This window comes from Enterobacter sp. Lyrl_3, assembly GCF_051948675.1.
Taxonomy (GTDB): domain Bacteria; phylum Pseudomonadota; class Gammaproteobacteria; order Enterobacterales; family Enterobacteriaceae; genus Enterobacter; species Enterobacter cloacae.
Genome location: NZ_JAYJLI010000013.1, coordinates 33,976 through 49,975, shown reverse-complemented (window position 1 = coordinate 49,975; position 16,000 = coordinate 33,976). Strand labels below are relative to the sequence as shown.

The window sequence follows — 16,000 nt, the reverse complement described above, 5'->3', positions numbered from 1 at the left end:
AAAAGTTCCCTCTCCCTGTGGGAGAGGGTTAGGGTGAGGGCAAAATTACCCGCGCTGACTCAGCACGTCTTTCTCATACGCCCGCACGTTTTCCAGCCACTGGCTGCCTGCCGGTGTGTCGTTACGCTGGCAGTACATCTCCCACACGGCCTGCCACGGCAGGGATTTCTGCTCTTCCAGTAGCGCCAGGCGCGCGGTGTAGTCACCGTTTGCTTCCAGCTGTTTCAGCGCTGCGGTTGGCTCCAGCAGCGCACGCAGCAGGGCTTTTTTCATATTGCGGGTGCCGATCACCCATGCCGCGATGCGGTTGATAGAGGCGTCAAAGAAGTCGAGGCCAATGTGCACGCGGTCGAAGAGGTCATGACGGATGATTTCGCTGGCAATCGCCTGGGTTTCGTCATCCAGCAGCACCACGTGGTCGCTGTCCCAGCGCACTGGACGGCTGACGTGCAGCAGCAGGCGCGGCACGAAGAGCATGGCGGCGGAGATTTTGTCGGAGATCACTTCTGTGGGGTGGAAGTGACCGGCGTCCAGGCACAACGCGGTCTGGCGGCTGGTGGCGTAACCCATGTAGAACTCGTTCGAGCCGACGGTATAGCTCTCCGCGCCAATGCCGAACAGCTTGCTCTCCACCGCGTCGATGTGGTGCGCCGGGTTGAGTTTTTCGCTGATGGCCTCATCCAGCGCGGCCAGCAGGCGCTGACGCGGGGCGAGACGGTCGACGGTGATGTCTTTCATGCCGTCCGGGATCCAGATGTTCATCACCGACGGCGTGCCAAGCTGCTCGCCAAACCAGGCTGAGACGCGGCGGCAGGCTTTAACGTGGTCGATCCAGAACTGACGGATCTCGTCGTTGGCATGCGCAAGGGTAAACCCGTCTGCGCTCAGCGGGTGCGAGAAGCAGGACGGGTTAAAATCCAGACCCAGTTTGTTGGCTTTGGCCCATTCCACCCAGTTTTTAAAGTGCTCCGGTTTGATTGCGTTACGCGCCACCGGCTCGTCGGACTCCAGATAGATCGCGTGCAGGTTCAGGCGTTTTGGCCCCGGGATCAGACTCAGCGCCAGTTCCAGATCCGCACGCAGTTCGGTGGCGTTGCGCGCTTTGCCCGGATAGTTACCCGTCGCCTGAATGCCACCCGTCAGAGAACCGCCCGGGTTCTCGAAGCCGGCGACGTCATCGCCCTGCCAGCAGTGCATGGAGACAGGCAGACGGTCGAGCTGGCGCAGCGCCGCGTCGACATCCACGCCGACGGCGGCGAAACGCTGTTTAGCCAAGTCCCAGGCTTGTTCAAGTTGAGTGGTCATGCGCAAAGCTCCTTAGTCAGTCGTTTTTGCTGAAACTGCGCCCGGTAGCGGGCAATTTCATGGCAGGGATTAGGGGTAAAGGTGGTCAGGCGGGTATTCGCGGTGACCACCGAACGGAATTCGTCGACGTCTGAAAGTTCGTCCAGAGTCATCAGTTGAATACCGATGTTGCCGAGCGTTGAGGCCTCCACCGGACCCGCCACCACGGTGATGCCGCAGACATCGGCGCAGAGCTGGTTCAGCAGCTGGTTCTGGCAGCCGCCGCCCACGATATGCAGCTGGCTGAACGGTTTGCCGCGAAGGCTTGCCAGCTCGCTCAGAACATCCGCGTAGAGCAGGGCCAGGCTGTCAAAAATGCAGCGCGCCAGCTCGGCAGGACGGGAAGGCACCGGCTGCCCGGCTTCGAAACAGGCGGCCTGGATTTCGGCGCTCATATGCACCGGGTTAATAAAGCGGTCGTCGTTCGGGTTGATCAGGAACGTACAGGCCTTCAGCTTTTCGGTCTCTGCGATAAGCGCAGGCAGGTCGGCAATGTGCTGCTCTTTCAGCATCCTCTGGAGCAGCCAGAGCCCCATGATGTTCTTCAGCACGCGGTAGCGGCCTTCGGCACCGCCTTCGTTAGTGATGTTTGCTGCCATCGCGGCGTCGCTGGTGTACGGCGTTTTGCTCTCAAAGCCCATCAGAGACCAGGTGCCGGAAGAGAGATAGGCCGCGTCTTTACCGGCCAACGGAGATGCAATTACCGCGCTGGCGGTGTCGTGACTGGCGACGGCGACCACCGGGATTTCATTCCCCTGCGGGCAAATCCAGTAACCGATTACGTTACCCGGATGGGTCGGCGTGCCGAACCAGGAAGGCGAAGCGCCGGTCCAGGCCAGCAGGGTTTCATCCCAGCTGTCGGTGTTGATGTTGACCAGCTGCGTGGTGGTGGCGTTGGTGTATTCCCAGTTCATGTTGCCGGTCAGCCGGTAGCTTAAGTAATCCGGGATCAGCAGCGTGTGCGCCACCTTTTTGACCAGCTCCGGCTGCTGCTCAACCAGCGCGCGCAGCTGATACAGCGTGTTAAAGGACAGAAACTGAATGCCGCTGCGGCCATAGATGTTGTCCTTGCCAAGCTGCGCGATGGCCTGTGCCATCAGCCCGTCGGTGCGGCTGTCGCGATACGAGACGGGCAGGCCGACGCGGTCGCCGTGGCTGTCGAGCAGAACGTAGTCCACCCCCCAGGTATCAATGCCAATGCTGTCGATGCGAATGCCGTCGTTGCAGACGTTGTTCAGCCCGGTGCGGATCTCCGCTTCCAGGGCATCAATATCCCAGGTATCAAAACCGTCCTGTTTTTGCAGGCAGTTGGCGAAACGGTGCATTTCGCGAAGCGTAAGTGTGCGCTTGCCGCAGTCCCAGGTGGCGAGCATTACGCGGCCGCTGGATGCGCCTAAATCGACAGCCACACAATGGCGAAAAGTCATGGTCAGGTCCCTTCTTAAGTCATTGGTGCTGAGTGTAAAAAAGGGAAGAAAAGACCACCTTCTCGTCACTGACAGCCCGAATCTCGCGCTGGCAAGAAAGCAAAGATGAACGTGAGGGAGTTCACAATTTCCAGTCAGGGCGGGGTTTACGGGCAATGTGACGCTGACCGCATTTCCCGATTTTTCTGTCTGTTTCTTAAAAAATGGACAGCTTTTGCGACGTTTGCTGTCAAAAATTTAAGGTGAGTGTGGAGGGCCTTAATTACTATTTTGAGAACTTTTCTCATTAGTGGGGGCCGTTATGACCGTACTGCACAGCGTCGATTTTTTCCCGTCGGGAACGTCTCCGGTCGCGATTGAGCCACGGCTCCCGCAGGCTGCGTTTCCTGAACATCATCATGATTTTCATGAAATTGTGATTGTCGAGCATGGGACAGGCATTCACGTCTTTAACGGCCAGCCGTACACCATCAGCGGCGGTATGGTGTGCTTCGTGCGCGATCACGACAGGCATTTGTATGAACACACCGACAACCTGTGTCTGACCAACGTGCTCTATCGTTCGCCGGACGCGTTCCAGTTTCTGTCGGGGTTGAATAAGCTCCTGCCTCAGGAGCAGGATGGGCACTACCCGTCTCACTGGCGGGTGAATCAGTCCACGTTGCAGCAGGTGCGCCAGCTGGTGAATCAACTGGAGCAGAGCGAGGACGGGCAGGAGACCCATGCCATTGCCACCCGCGAGTTGCTGTTTATGCAGCTGCTGGTGCTGCTGCGTCGCAGCTCTCTGGTGGAAGGGCTGGCAAATAACGACGCGCGGCTGAACCAGCTGATGGCCTGGCTGGAGGACCATTTCGCCGAGGATGTGTGCTGGGAAACGCTGGCGGATGATTTTTCGCTGTCGTTACGCACGCTCCATCGTCAGCTCAAGCAGCACACCGGGCTGACGCCCCAGCGCTACCTCAATCGTCTGCGCCTGATTAAGGCGCGTCATCTTTTACGTCACACCGATGAAAGCGTCACGGATATCGCCTATCGCTGCGGTTTCGGCGACAGTAATCACTTTTCGACCCTTTTTCGCCGCGAGTTTAGCTGGTCGCCGCGCGATATCCGTCAGGGGAAGGATGCTTCACTCCAGTAACGCGAAGGCAATCACCGTTTTATTGCCGCAAAAAGGCTAATAATGTCCGGTTATTCACCGTAGAGGTTGTGGTGTGGCCGCTCAGTTAATTCTTCGCAAAGATGATTTTTTTGCCTCCGCGAGTCAGGCCGTCGCGGTGGCCGACCGCTACCCGCAAAATGTCTTTGCCGAGCATACCCATGAATTTTGCGAGCTGGTGCTGGTGTGGCGCGGCAACGGCTTACACATCCTCAATGACAGGCCCTACCGCATTACGCGTGGCGATCTGTTTTACATTCGCGCCGAAGACAAACACGCCTACGCCTCGGTTAACGATCTGGTGTTGCAGAACGTGATCTACTGCCCGGACAGGCTCAAACTGAACGTCGACTGGGCGGCCCATATCCCCGGTTTTCTCAATGCCAGAGGCGAACCCCACTGGCGCTTGAGCAGCAGCGGTATGGCGCAGGTGCGCCAGACAATCTCCCAGCTGGAGCAGGAGAGCCAGAAGCACGATCCGGTGGCAAACACGATGGCGGAACTGCTGTTCGCCCAGCTGGTCATGACTCTCAAACGCCATCGTTACGCTACCGATAACCCCTCCGCGACCGTTCAGGAAGCGCTGCTGGACAAGCTGATCGCCCGGCTTGCGGGCAGCCTGAATAAAAGTTTCGTGCTGGAAAAGTTCTGCGAGCAGGAGCAGTGCAGCGAGCGCGCGCTGCGCCAGCAGTTCCGCACCCAGACGGGGATGACGGTGAACCACTACCTGCGCCAGCTGCGCATCTGCCACGCCCAGTATCTGTTGCAGCATACGGAGCTGATGGTCAGTGAGGTGGCGATGCGCTGCGGGTTTGAGGACAGTAATTACTTTTCGGTGGTGTTTAACCGCGAGGTGGGGATGACGCCGGTTCAGTGGCGTCATCGCAGTCGAAAGGCAGCGTAATCAGTTCGCCATGCCGAGGCCGACAATGTTAGCGGCAATGATGATCACCACGCAGCCCAGGCTCAGGACGCCCACCGGACGACGCCCGGCGTTATTCCACTCCTTCAGTACCAGCCCAACCAGTCCGCCACACAGTACGTAGAAGCTCATGTGCAGCATCCAGCTTATGTAGTCGTACTGCGGTGGAATGCTGGCGTGACCCCAGGCGTAGAAAAAGAACTGCAGATACCACATGAGGCCACCCAGCATCGACAGCAGCACATTGGTGAGGATTAAGGATTTTGCCAGTGAGAAATCGGCTTTTACCGACAGTTCCTTCACTTTTGCCAGACGAATGAAGCAGAAGCCGAGGTTTACCAGCGCGCCGCCGCCCATGATCACCACGTAGCTTGGCAGCGCCACGTACAGCGGGTCGACGCCCAGCGCAGCGGCCGCTTCGTGCATAGGTTTTGCGGCGTTCATGGCGAACGACATGCCCGCCGAGAAGATGCCGCACATCACTGCCAGCAGCAGCCCTTTCTTCAGGTTAAAGTCCTCGGCTTTGATGCCCATCTTGCGCTCTTTCAGCTGACCCGCACGAGTGACGATACCCACACCGATCACCGCGACAAGCACGCCCAGCAGCGTCATCTGCCCGCCTTTGGTGTTGAGCAACACATCGACATTGCCGTTAAGAATGGGCGTCATCAGCGTGCCGACGATCAGGGTAATGCCAATTGCGATGCCGATACCCATCGACATCCCGAGGTAGCGCATGGTCAGGCCATAGTTGATGTTGCCGATGCCCCACATCGCACCGAACAGAAACACCGGCAGCAGGGTGGAGGCATTGAAGGAGGTGAAGTAGCCCCAGAAATCCGGGAGCAGCATGGCGCTAATGGTCCACGGCAAAATCAGCCAGGAGACGGTACCGCCAACCGACCACATGGTTTCCCACGACCACCCTTTCACCTTTTTGAACGGGGCATAGAAACAGGCTGCACTGGCTGCGCCTATCAAATGCCAGAAGATACCCATCGTAATCGCATGATTCATTTTTACGTCCTCATCGTTTTTATAGTCGGTGGCTTCCCCCCGACTTGATGAGTGTAAAAATTAGGCGGTTCAGGAACCTTCAGAAGGTTGCCGCACTTTGGTTCTGGATGGCAATCAGCACGTTAACCGGGTGAGCAGACTCACAATTTTGTCATTTGGCAAAACCCGAATAACCTTATAAAAACTACGGCATTGATAATCATTTTCAATATCATTTAATTAACTATAATGAACCAACTGCTTACGCGGCATTAACAGCTGTGCCGCCCGACACTAATGGAGAGGATTATGAGTTATACACTGCCATCCCTGCCGTATGCCTATGACGCACTGGAACCGCATTTCGACAAGCAGACGATGGAAATCCATCACACTAAACACCACCAGACCTATGTGAACAACGCGAATGCTGCGCTGGAAAGCCTGCCAGAGTTCGCTAACCTGCCTGTTGAAGAGCTGATCACTAAACTGGACCAGCTGCCAGCGGACAAGAAAACCGTGCTGCGTAACAACGCGGGCGGCCACGCAAACCACAGCCTGTTCTGGAAAGGCCTGAAAACCGGTACCACCCTGCAGGGCGACCTGAAAGCGGCTATCGAGCGCGACTTCGGTTCTGTTGATAACTTCAAAGCGGAATTCGAAAAAGCGGCTGCAACCCGTTTCGGCTCTGGCTGGGCGTGGCTGGTTCTGAAAGGTGACAAACTGGCGGTCGTTTCTACCGCAAACCAGGACTCCCCGCTGATGGGTGAAGCGATCTCTGGCGCATCTGGTTTCCCAATTCTGGGTCTGGACGTGTGGGAACACGCTTACTACCTGAAGTTCCAGAACCGTCGCCCGGACTACATCAAAGCCTTCTGGGATGTGGTGAACTGGGACGAAGCTGCAGCGCGTTTCGCCGCGAAAAAATAAGGTTGCATTGACGCCTGTGAGAAGCGAGTCTGTTGACTCGCTTTTTTTGTATCTGAAGGAGTAGAGATGCATTACCCGGTGAATGTGTTTACAGGCAAGGTAAGGGAATACGACGGCAGCCGCCCGAGCGCCATCGCCAAAGTGCAGGTCGACGGAGAGCTGACGTTAATCGAGCTCGGGCTTGCGGGCGACGAGCAGGCCGAGAAGAAAATCCACGGCGGGCCCGAACGCGCGCTGTGCCACTATCCGCGCGAGCATTATCAATACTGGATAACCGAATTCCCTGAACAGGCGGACCTGTTCGTCGCCCCCGCGTTCGGTGAGAATCTCTCCACCGAAGGGCTGACGGAGAAGAACGTCTTCATTGGTGATATTTTCCGCTGGGGTGATGCCCTGATTCAGGTAACGCAACCGCGCTCGCCATGCTTCAAGCTTAACTTCCATTTCGGCATTAACGACATGTCCGCACGGCTGCAGAGCGCGGGTAAAACCGGCTGGTTGTACCGGGTGGTGCTGGCGGGGCAGGTGTCTGCGGATGCGCCGCTGGAGCTGGTGTCGCGCCTGAGCGATGTGTCGGTGTATGACGCCTGTGCCATTGCCTGGCATATGCCGTTTGATGACGAGCAGTATCATCGGCTGCTGTCGGCGGCAGGGTTATCCACCAGCTGGACAAGAACGATGCAGAAACGCCGCACTAGTCGGCAGATTGAGGATAATTCGCGGAGATTGTGGGGGAAATAGTGCCCTTCACCCCGGCCCTCTCCCCAAAGGGGCGAGGGTGAAAAAACCGCACCGAGCAGTCCCCTCTCCCCTTTGGGGAGAGGGTTAGGGTGAGGGGATTACACGCGCTTATACAACGGTAGCCACAGCGTTAACCGCAGCCCGCCCAACGGACTGTCGTCGGCTTTCACCCAGCCGCGATGCTGCTGCATAGCGGTTTCAACAATCGCCAGACCCAGCCCGGTACCGCCAGATTCACGGTCCCGCGCCTCGTCGGTGCGGTAGAACGGACGGAAAATCTGCTCGCGATCTTCCGGGCTTACGCCAGGACCATCGTCATCCACAATGATGGTGATACCGTCTTTATCCACCGAGAAGGCCACCTCAATCTTCGTATGCGAGTAGCGCAGGGCGTTACGCACGATATTCTCCAGCGCGCTCTCCAGCGTGTTTGGGTTACCGTACAGCGGCCATGGCCCCGGCGGGAAGTTGACGGTGAACGATTTACCCATCTGTTCCGCTTCGAACGCCGCGTTGTCTAACACTTCATGCCACAGCTGATTGGCTTTCACCGTTTCGCTCACCAGCGCGTTTTTCTGCTGATTGCGCGACATCACCAGCAGATCGTTGATCATGCTGTCCAGACGCTGGGCTTCGGTTTCGATACGTTCCAGCTCTTTGCTCTCACCGCTGCGGCGACGCAGCAGCGCGGTGCCCAGCTGGAGTCGCGTGAGCGGCGTACGCAGTTCGTGCGAGATATCCGACAGCAGCCGCTGCTGCGTGGTCATCATGCGCTCAAGAGCGGTGATCATCTGGTTGAAACTGGCCCCGGCGGCAAGAAACTCCTGCGGTCCGGCTTCCAGCTCAGGGTGCTGTCGCAGGTTACCCTGCGCCACTTCGTCGGCGGCGTTTTTCAGCTTACGCGCCGGTTTTGCCAGGCTCCACGCCAGCCATAACAGCAGTGGAGAACTGACCAGCATCGTCACAATCAGCAGCAGAAGCGGACGGTCAAACAGCAGGTTGATAAAATCGGACTGGGAATTGCTCGCCGGGCGAATCAAATAAAGCTGGTAGTTATCTTCCCCATCCCTGACTGAGAAAGGGCCCACCATCTCAACCCGACCATATTTTTTCTTCTGCGGATGATCGGCGTTATCCGCCTGGCCAATAAAGTTGCGGATGATCTGCATTTCATTGCGATCCGCGCCAATCACGCGGCCTTCGCTGGTCACCAGCAGCAGGCGTTGTCCGGGAGGTGCCCATTTGTCGATAGCGCGAAACAGTCTGCGCCACCACATCAAATCGTTTGGCGGATCGTTTGCCAGCTCGGCTTCTACGTGCTGCTCGATCATCACGCCCTGACGTTGCTCGCTGTCGAGAAGCTCCGTCATCTGGCGTGAGTCGAGTTTTGGCAACATCAAAACCAGCATTAAAACCAGTGCCAGCGTCAGCCAGAAGATGGCGAAGATGCGGGCGGTTAAGCTTCCTATCATGAAGCGGAAACCATCAGATAGCCGCGACCACGCAGGGTTTTAAACCACGGATGACCGTCTTTACGCTCCGGCAGTTTGCGGCGCAGGTTCGAGATATGCATATCGATGGCACGGTCAAACGGCGTGAGGCGTTTACCCAGCACTTCCTGGCTTAAGTGTTCACGCGATACCACCTGACCGAGGTGCTGCGCCAGCAGATACAGCAGCGTGAACTCGGTACCGGTCAGCTCCAGCGTTTCACCGTCAAAGCTTGCTTCCTGACGACCCGGATTGAGGCTCAGGGAGTCCACTTCCAGCGTCGGTGAACTGTTGTCAGTATTCTGCTGCTGTTCGCTCCAGTGGGAACGACGCAGGATAGCGCGAATACGGGCGACCAGTTCGCGGTCGTTGAACGGCTTCGGTAGATAGTCATCTGCACCCAGCTCAAGGCCGAGTACACGGTCTAGTTCGCTGCCGCGTGCGGTCAGCATGATAACGGGGGTCTGGTGTGTCTGGCGAAGCTCTTTCAGCGTATCAATGCCGTTTTTCTTCGGCATCATGACGTCGAGCAAAAGTAGATCGATGCTGTCGTCAAGGAGACTCAGCGCCTGCTCGCCATCATGGGCGACCAGAACGTTGAAACCTTCCATGTCGAGCAACTCCTTTAAAAGAGATGTGAGCTCTCGGTCATCATCAACTAACAGGATTTTATTCATTGTTTAAATACCTCCGAGGCAGAAATTACGACATCAAGGCTATCTAATCCATGACTTTACGTTGTTTTACACCCCCTGACGCATGTTTGCAGCCTGAATCGTAGACTGTCTCTCGTTGAATCGCGACATGAAAGATTTTGGGAGCAAGTGATGCGCAAAGTTACCGCTGCCGTCATGGCCTCAACGCTGGCGTTCAGTGCGTTTAGCCAGGCCGCTGTAGCTATCATCGGCGATAACGCGTCCTCACAAGAGGGCATCGCGCAGCACAGCAGCCAAAGCCATATGTTTGACGGCATAAGTTTAACCGAACATCAGCGTCAACAGATGCGAGATCTGATGCAGAGGGCACGACACGATCAGCCCCCTGTTAATGTTAGCGAAATGGAGACAATGCATCGCCTTGTCACCGCAGAAAATTTTGACGAAAACGCTGTACGTGCTCAGGCAGAAAAAATGGCACAGGAGCAGGTTGCCCGCCAGGTAGAGATGGCGAAGGTTCGCAACCAGATGTTCCACCTGTTGTCGCCCGAGCAGCAAGCGGTTTTGAACCAGAAACATCAGCAACGTATGGACCAATTGCGTAAGGTTGCACGGATGCAGCGAAGCTCAGAAACGACGCTTTTCAGTAGCAATAGCAGTACCCGTAGTAACCAGTAAACCCTGTTTTCCTTGCCATAGACACCATCCCTGTCTTCCCCCACATGATGTGGGGGTTTTTTTTGCCCTTCATTCTGATGTGTTAACCGTTTATTCATCCTTTGACTCCGTAACCTTCCGTTATACTAGCGGCATGGCATGACAGGAGTATTTATGAATCAATCCTATGGAAGACTGGTCAGCCGGGCCGCCATTGCCGCGACGGTCGTGGCCTCAAGCTTACTGGTCATCAAAATATTCGCGTGGTGGTACACGGGCTCGGTCAGTATTCTGGCGGCGCTGGTGGACTCGCTGATGGATATTGCCGCCTCGCTGACCAATCTGCTGGTGGTGCGTTACTCGCTGCAACCGGCGGATGAAGAGCACACCTTCGGGCACGGCAAAGCCGAATCGCTGGCGGCGCTGGCGCAAAGTATGTTTATTTCCGGCTCTGCGCTGTTTCTGTTTTTAACCGGCATTCAGCATCTTGTTTCGCCATCACCCATGAACGATCCCGGCGTGGGCGTGGTGGTGACTGTGGCTGCACTTATATGCACCCTTGTTCTTGTAACGTTCCAGCGCTGGGTGGTTCGAAAAACGCAAAGTCAGGCTGTACGGGCGGATATGCTTCATTATCAGTCTGATGTTATGATGAATGGCGCTATTCTTATTGCGCTCGGTCTGGCCTGGTATGGCTGGCATCGGGCCGATGCGTTATTTGCGTTAGGGATTGGCATCTATATTTTATACAGCGCTTTGCGGATGGGGTATGACGCGGTGCAATCGCTTCTTGACCGTGCGCTCCCCGACGCAGAACGCGATGAAATTTATACTATCGTGACCTCCTGGCCGGGTGTCAGTGGTGCTCACGATCTTCGTACGCGGCAGTCAGGGCCGACCCGCTTTATTCAGATTCACATAGAAATGGAAGACAACCTGCCATTGGTTCAGGCTCACGTTATTGCTGAGCAGGTGGAGCAGGCGATTTTGCAGCGTTTTCCTGGGTCAGACGTCATTATTCACCAGGATCCCTGCTCGGTTGTACCCGGTTATGTTGGGCTTTCGTAATTCGTTGTAAAAAAGTGAGCCAGGCCAGCATTTTGTGTATAAATTACCGCCATTTGGTCTGACCTGAATCAATTCAGCTGGAAGTGGTTGATATACTATTTGCAGTATTCGTTGGTCGACAAGTTTCTTCCGGCAACAGATTTCAATTTTGCATTCCTAAGTTCAGAGGTAGTCATGATTAAGAAAATCGGTGTGTTGACAAGCGGCGGTGATGCGCCGGGCATGAACGCGGCAATTCGTGGGGTTGTTCGTGCAGCGCTGACGGAAGGTCTGGAAGTTTTTGGTATCTATGATGGTTATCTGGGTCTGTATGAAGACCGTATGGTTCAGCTCGACCGTTACAGCGTATCTGACATGATCAACCGCGGTGGTACTTTCCTCGGTTCTGCGCGCTTCCCGGAATTCCGCGACGAACACGTGCGTGAAGTGGCTATCGAGAACATGAAAAAACGCGGCCTCGACGCACTGGTTGTTATCGGTGGTGATGGTTCGTACATGGGTGCAAAACGTCTGACTGAAATGGGCTTCCCGTGCATCGGTCTGCCTGGCACCATCGACAACGACATCAAAGGTACTGACTACACCATCGGTTACTTCACCGCCCTAGGTACCGTTGTGGAAGCGATTGACCGTCTGCGTGACACCTCTTCTTCTCACCAGCGTATCTCCATCGTTGAAGTGATGGGCCGTTACTGTGGTGACCTGACCCTGGCTGCGGCTATCGCGGGCGGTTGTGAGTTCGTCGTGGTTCCGGAAGTGGAATTCAGCCGTGAAGATCTGGTTGCAGAAATCAAAGCCGGTATCGCCAAAGGTAAGAAACACGCCATCGTTGCGATCACAGAGCATATCTGTGACGTTGATGAGCTGGCGAAGTACATCGAAGCAGAAACCAAACGCGAAACCCGCGCGACCGTTCTGGGTCACATCCAGCGTGGTGGTTCCCCGGGTCCATACGACCGTATCCTGGCTTCCCGCATGGGTGCGTACGCCATTGAACTGCTGCTGCAGGGTCACGGCGGTCGTTGCGTCGGTATTCAGAACGAAAAACTGGTTCACCATGACATCATCGACGCCATCGAAAACATGAAGCGTCCGTTCAAAGGTGACTGGCTGGACTGCGCGAAAAAACTGTACTGATCGGTATTTGTATTGTGCCGGGTGGCGGCAAGGTAAATGCAAAACGGTAACCCCAGGGTTACCGTTTTTTATGGTTGCGCCCTCTCCCGTGGGAGAGGGTTGGGGTGAGGGCATCAGGCCACTCATCCACTTTTTTATTCCTCAAAGTTATAGCCAATCTTTTTTTATTCTTTAATCATCAATTCCGTTTCTGGCACGCTGCATTCATCAAAACACTACATATGAGAGCTGGGCGATGAATAAATGGGGCGTGGGTTTAACATTATTGCTGGCATCGACCAGCGTTCTGGCTAAGGACATCCAGTTACTGAACGTGTCATACGACCCGACGCGTGAGCTGTACGAGCAGTACAACAAAGCCTTTGCGGCACACTGGAAACAGGAAACGGGCGACAATGTGGTGGTTCGCCAGTCTCACGGCGGCTCTGGTAAGCAGGCGACCTCCGTCATCAACGGCATTGAAGCGGATGTGGTGACTCTGGCGCTGGCCTACGATGTGGACGCAATTGCCGAACGTGGCCGCATCGACAAAAACTGGATCAAACGCCTGCCGGATAACTCCGCGCCATATACCTCGACCATCGTTTTCCTGGTGCGTAAAGGCAACCCGAAACAGATCCATGACTGGAACGATCTGGTTAAACCTGGCGTATCGGTCATCACGCCGAACCCGAAAAGCTCCGGCGGCGCACGCTGGAATTACCTGGCAGCCTGGGGCTATGCCCTGCATCACAACAATGGCGATCAGGCCAAGGCTCAGGAGTTCGTCAAAGCGCTGTATAAAAACGTTGAAGTGCTCGACTCCGGCGCGCGTGGCGCAACTAATACCTTCGTAGAGCGCGGCATTGGCGATGTGCTGATTGCCTGGGAAAACGAAGCCCTGCTGGCAACCAACGAACTGGGTAAAGACAAATTCGAGATCGTGACCCCGAGCGAATCTATCCTCGCCGAGCCGACCGTTTCTGTGGTGGATAAAGTGGTCGATAAGAAAGGGACCAAAGCGGTGGCGGAAGCCTACCTGAAGTATCTCTATTCGCCAGAAGGCCAGGAAATTGCGGCGAAGAACTTCTATCGCCCACGCGATCCGGCGGTTGCGAAGAAATACGACAGCGTATTCCCGAAACTGAAACTCTTCACCATTGATGATGAGTTTGGCGGCTGGACAAAAGCCCAGAAAGACCACTTCTCTAACGGCGGTACATTCGATCAGATCAGCAAACGCTAGGCTTTTGTAACGAACGACACGGTGACCCGGTGTGAGAAATCCGCCGGGTTTTTTATTTGGTCATCATTTTGCGTTACTCTTTGGCCTCTACTGAAAACAGGGAACGCATTGTGAAAAAAATTATCTTACTGATTCTGATTGTTATCGCCCTTGCCGCGGGTGGCGTGTACTGGATGAAAGCAGGTAATCCGAATGCGTTGCGTCACATCGTGCTGGACCAGTGTGTGCCGAATCAGATCCAGCACCGCAATCCGGCGCCGTGTGCACAGGTGAAACCTGACGCGGGCTATGTGGTGTTCAAGGATCGCAACGGTCCGCTGCAATACTTATTGATGCCCACCTACCGCATCAACGGCACCGAAAGCCCGCTTCTGACAAAGCCTCAAACACCGAACTTCTTCTGGCTGGCATGGCAGGCCCGTAGCTTTATGAGCATGAAGCACGGATCTGAGGTGCCGGACAGCGCAATTTCATTGACCATCAACTCACCCACGGGCCGCACGCAGAATCATTTCCATATCCACATCTCCTGCCTGCGCCCGGACGTGCGCGAGAAGCTCAATGCCGCGCAGGGGCAAATCAGCACCCAATGGCTGCCCCTTCCCGGTGGACTGGAAGGACATGAATATCTCGCCCGCCGGGTGACGGAGAACGAGCTGGTGCAGCGGAGTCCGTTTATGATGCTGGCGGAAGAGCTGCCGGAAGCGCGTGACCATATGGGGCGCTTCGCGCTGGCGATGGCCCAGCAGTCGGATGGCTCGTTTGTGTTGCTGGCAACCGAACGTAATCTGCTGATGCTTAACCGCGCGTCGGCTGAGGAATTGCAGGATCATCAATGCGATATCCTGAAGTGACCCCATCATAAATAGCATTTACTCGTCCTGCCTGTCGCCGTAGACTTGCTGAAAAAAACAACAGGAGACAGGCATGTCGCTCTGGTTAACCCACCCTCTGTTTGTGCCCTCAGCGATCGTCGGCGTCACCATTGTGTTATGGGCGACGTCGCTATTGCCGGAATTCATTACCGCGCTGCTGTTCTTCACGGCAGCGATGACCGCCAGAATTGCCCCGCCGGAGGTCATTTTTGGCGGCTTTGCCTCGTCTGCCTTCTGGCTGGTGTTCAGCGGCTTTGTGCTTGGTGTGGCAATCCGGAAAACCGGTCTGGCTGACAGGGCTGCACGGGCGCTCTCCGCCCGGCTTACTGACTCCTGGGTGCTAATGGTGGCCAGCGTGGTTCTGCTGAGTTATGCCCTGGCGTTTGTGATGCCGTCGAACATGGGGCGTATCGCGCTGCTGATGCCCATCGTGGCCGCGATGGCAAAACGTGCCGGTATTGCCGACGGATCGCGCGCCTGGTTTGGCCTGGCGCTGGCCGTTGGTTTCGGCACCTTCCAGCTTTCGGCCACCATCCTCCCTGCCAACGTTCCCAATCTGGTGATGAGCGGTGCGGCAGAGGGATCATACGGTATTCATCTGAACTACGTGCCTTATCTGCTGCTGCACACGCCCGTGCTCGGTATTCTCAAAGGGTTGATTCTGATTGGTTTAATCTGCTGGTTATTCCCCGGCAGCCCGAAGCCGCCCAAGGATCTGGCACCCGCTGAACCGATGGGGCGAGATGAAAAACGCCTTGCCTGGCTGCTGGCGGTGGTATTGGGAATGTGGGTGACGGAGAGCTGGCACGGTGTGGGGCCGGCATGGACCGGACTTGCGGCATCGGTCATTGTGATGCTGCCACGCGTAGGTTTTATCACCGGAGAAGAGTTCTCGGCGGGGGTGAATATGCGCACCTGTATTTATGTGACAGGCATCCTCGGTTTGGCCATTGTGGTGACGCAAACCGGTATCGGCCCGGCGGTGGGGGAGGCGTTGCTGAAGATAATGCCGCTGGACGCCGACAGACCGTTCACCAGTTTCCTGGCGCTGACCGGGATCACTACGGCAATGAACTTTATTATGACGGCTAACGGTGTTCCGGCGCTCTATACCACGCTGGCGCAAAACTTTTCGGAGGCGACGGGCTTTCCGCTATTGTCTGTCATCATGATTCAGGTGCTGGGCTATTCCACGCCGCTGCTGCCGTATCAGGCGTCGCCGATAGTGGTGGCGATGGGCTTAGGAAAGGTGCCTGCAAGGGCGGGGATGGTGCTCTGTCTGGCGCTGGCAATTGCCACGTATCTGGTGCTGCTGCCGCTGGATTATCTGTGGTTTAGCGTTTTAGGTCGTTTGTAGCGATTTTGTAGGGCGGGTA

Annotated in this window: 15 protein-coding genes; 10 read left to right on the top strand and 5 right to left on the bottom strand. The window is 56.0% G+C overall.

What is annotated here, in order from left to right; all coding sequences use genetic code 11:
• Positions 1-45 precede the first annotated feature (45 nt).
• Both rhaA and rhaB read right to left on the bottom strand, forming a co-directional pair.
• Complete coding sequence (gene rhaA / locus VF709_RS19260) at positions 46-1,305, bottom strand: L-rhamnose isomerase (protein WP_029882335.1); 1,260 nt, start codon at positions 1,303-1,305, stop codon at positions 46-48.
• A complete protein-coding gene (gene rhaB / locus VF709_RS19255) occupies positions 1,302-2,771 on the bottom strand; it encodes a rhamnulokinase (protein WP_086527978.1) in 1,470 nt (489 codons plus the stop codon). Before rhaB ends, rhaA begins: the two co-directional genes overlap by 4 nt.
• A gap of 301 nt (positions 2,772-3,072) precedes the next feature.
• Between rhaB and rhaS the strand changes: the two genes are divergently transcribed.
• Complete coding sequence (rhaS, locus tag VF709_RS19250; protein WP_013099335.1) at positions 3,073-3,909, top strand: HTH-type transcriptional activator RhaS; 837 nt, start codon at positions 3,073-3,075, stop codon at positions 3,907-3,909.
• 73 nt (positions 3,910-3,982) lie between these two features.
• The gene (gene rhaR / locus VF709_RS19245) at positions 3,983-4,831 is read left to right on the top strand and encodes an HTH-type transcriptional activator RhaR (RefSeq protein ID WP_038420824.1); all 849 of its coding nucleotides are present in this window, start codon (positions 3,983-3,985) and stop codon (positions 4,829-4,831) included.
• Here the strand turns inward: rhaR and rhaT are convergent, their stop codons facing one another.
• A complete protein-coding gene (rhaT, locus tag VF709_RS19240; RefSeq protein WP_038420823.1) occupies positions 4,832-5,866 on the bottom strand; it encodes an L-rhamnose/proton symporter RhaT in 1,035 nt (344 codons plus the stop codon). It lies immediately after the preceding gene.
• A gap of 288 nt (positions 5,867-6,154) precedes the next feature.
• On the opposite strand from rhaT, the gene sodA reads away from it, so the two are divergent.
• Together sodA and yiiM are read left to right on the top strand one after the other, a co-directional pair.
• Complete coding sequence (gene sodA, locus VF709_RS19235) at positions 6,155-6,775, top strand: superoxide dismutase [Mn] (RefSeq protein WP_003861999.1); 621 nt, start codon at positions 6,155-6,157, stop codon at positions 6,773-6,775.
• A gap of 66 nt (positions 6,776-6,841) precedes the next feature.
• Positions 6,842-7,516: a 6-hydroxyaminopurine reductase gene (yiiM, locus tag VF709_RS19230; protein WP_038420822.1), complete on the top strand. Its 675-nt coding sequence runs from the start codon at positions 6,842-6,844 to the stop codon at positions 7,514-7,516.
• Between the two features lie 98 nt (positions 7,517-7,614).
• Here the strand turns inward: yiiM and cpxA are convergent, their stop codons facing one another.
• Together cpxA and cpxR are read right to left on the bottom strand one after the other, a co-directional pair.
• On the bottom strand, positions 7,615-8,988 hold the full coding sequence (cpxA, locus tag VF709_RS19225; RefSeq protein ID WP_038420821.1) for an envelope stress sensor histidine kinase CpxA: 1,374 nt from the start codon (positions 8,986-8,988) through the stop codon (positions 7,615-7,617).
• The gene (cpxR, locus tag VF709_RS19220; RefSeq protein ID WP_003862004.1) at positions 8,985-9,683 is read right to left on the bottom strand and encodes an envelope stress response regulator transcription factor CpxR; all 699 of its coding nucleotides are present in this window, start codon (positions 9,681-9,683) and stop codon (positions 8,985-8,987) included. Before cpxR ends, cpxA begins: the two co-directional genes overlap by 4 nt.
• A 150-nt stretch (positions 9,684-9,833) precedes the next feature.
• Here cpxR and cpxP point away from each other — a divergent pair, with 150 nt between their 5' ends.
• The 6 genes from cpxP to VF709_RS19190 all read left to right on the top strand — a co-directional run bounded on the left by cpxP (position 9,834) and on the right by VF709_RS19190 (position 15,981).
• Positions 9,834-10,340, top strand: a complete 507-nt coding sequence (cpxP, locus tag VF709_RS19215; protein ID WP_013099329.1) for a cell-envelope stress modulator CpxP — start codon at positions 9,834-9,836, stop codon at positions 10,338-10,340.
• Positions 10,341-10,493: 153 nt separating this feature from the next.
• Complete coding sequence (fieF, locus tag VF709_RS19210) at positions 10,494-11,387, top strand: CDF family cation-efflux transporter FieF (RefSeq protein WP_013099328.1); 894 nt, start codon at positions 10,494-10,496, stop codon at positions 11,385-11,387.
• 174 nt (positions 11,388-11,561) lie between these two features.
• Positions 11,562-12,524: a 6-phosphofructokinase gene (gene pfkA / locus VF709_RS19205; protein ID WP_013099327.1), complete on the top strand. Its 963-nt coding sequence runs from the start codon at positions 11,562-11,564 to the stop codon at positions 12,522-12,524.
• A gap of 235 nt (positions 12,525-12,759) precedes the next feature.
• Positions 12,760-13,749, top strand: a complete 990-nt coding sequence (locus VF709_RS19200; protein ID WP_013099326.1) for a sulfate ABC transporter substrate-binding protein — start codon at positions 12,760-12,762, stop codon at positions 13,747-13,749.
• 110 nt (positions 13,750-13,859) lie between these two features.
• Entirely contained in the window at positions 13,860-14,603 is a 744-nt protein-coding gene (locus tag VF709_RS19195) for a CDP-diacylglycerol diphosphatase (RefSeq protein ID WP_020686902.1), read from the top strand.
• A gap of 73 nt (positions 14,604-14,676) precedes the next feature.
• The gene (locus VF709_RS19190) at positions 14,677-15,981 is read left to right on the top strand and encodes an SLC13 family permease (protein WP_149896932.1); all 1,305 of its coding nucleotides are present in this window, start codon (positions 14,677-14,679) and stop codon (positions 15,979-15,981) included.
• Positions 15,982-16,000 lie beyond the last annotated feature (19 nt).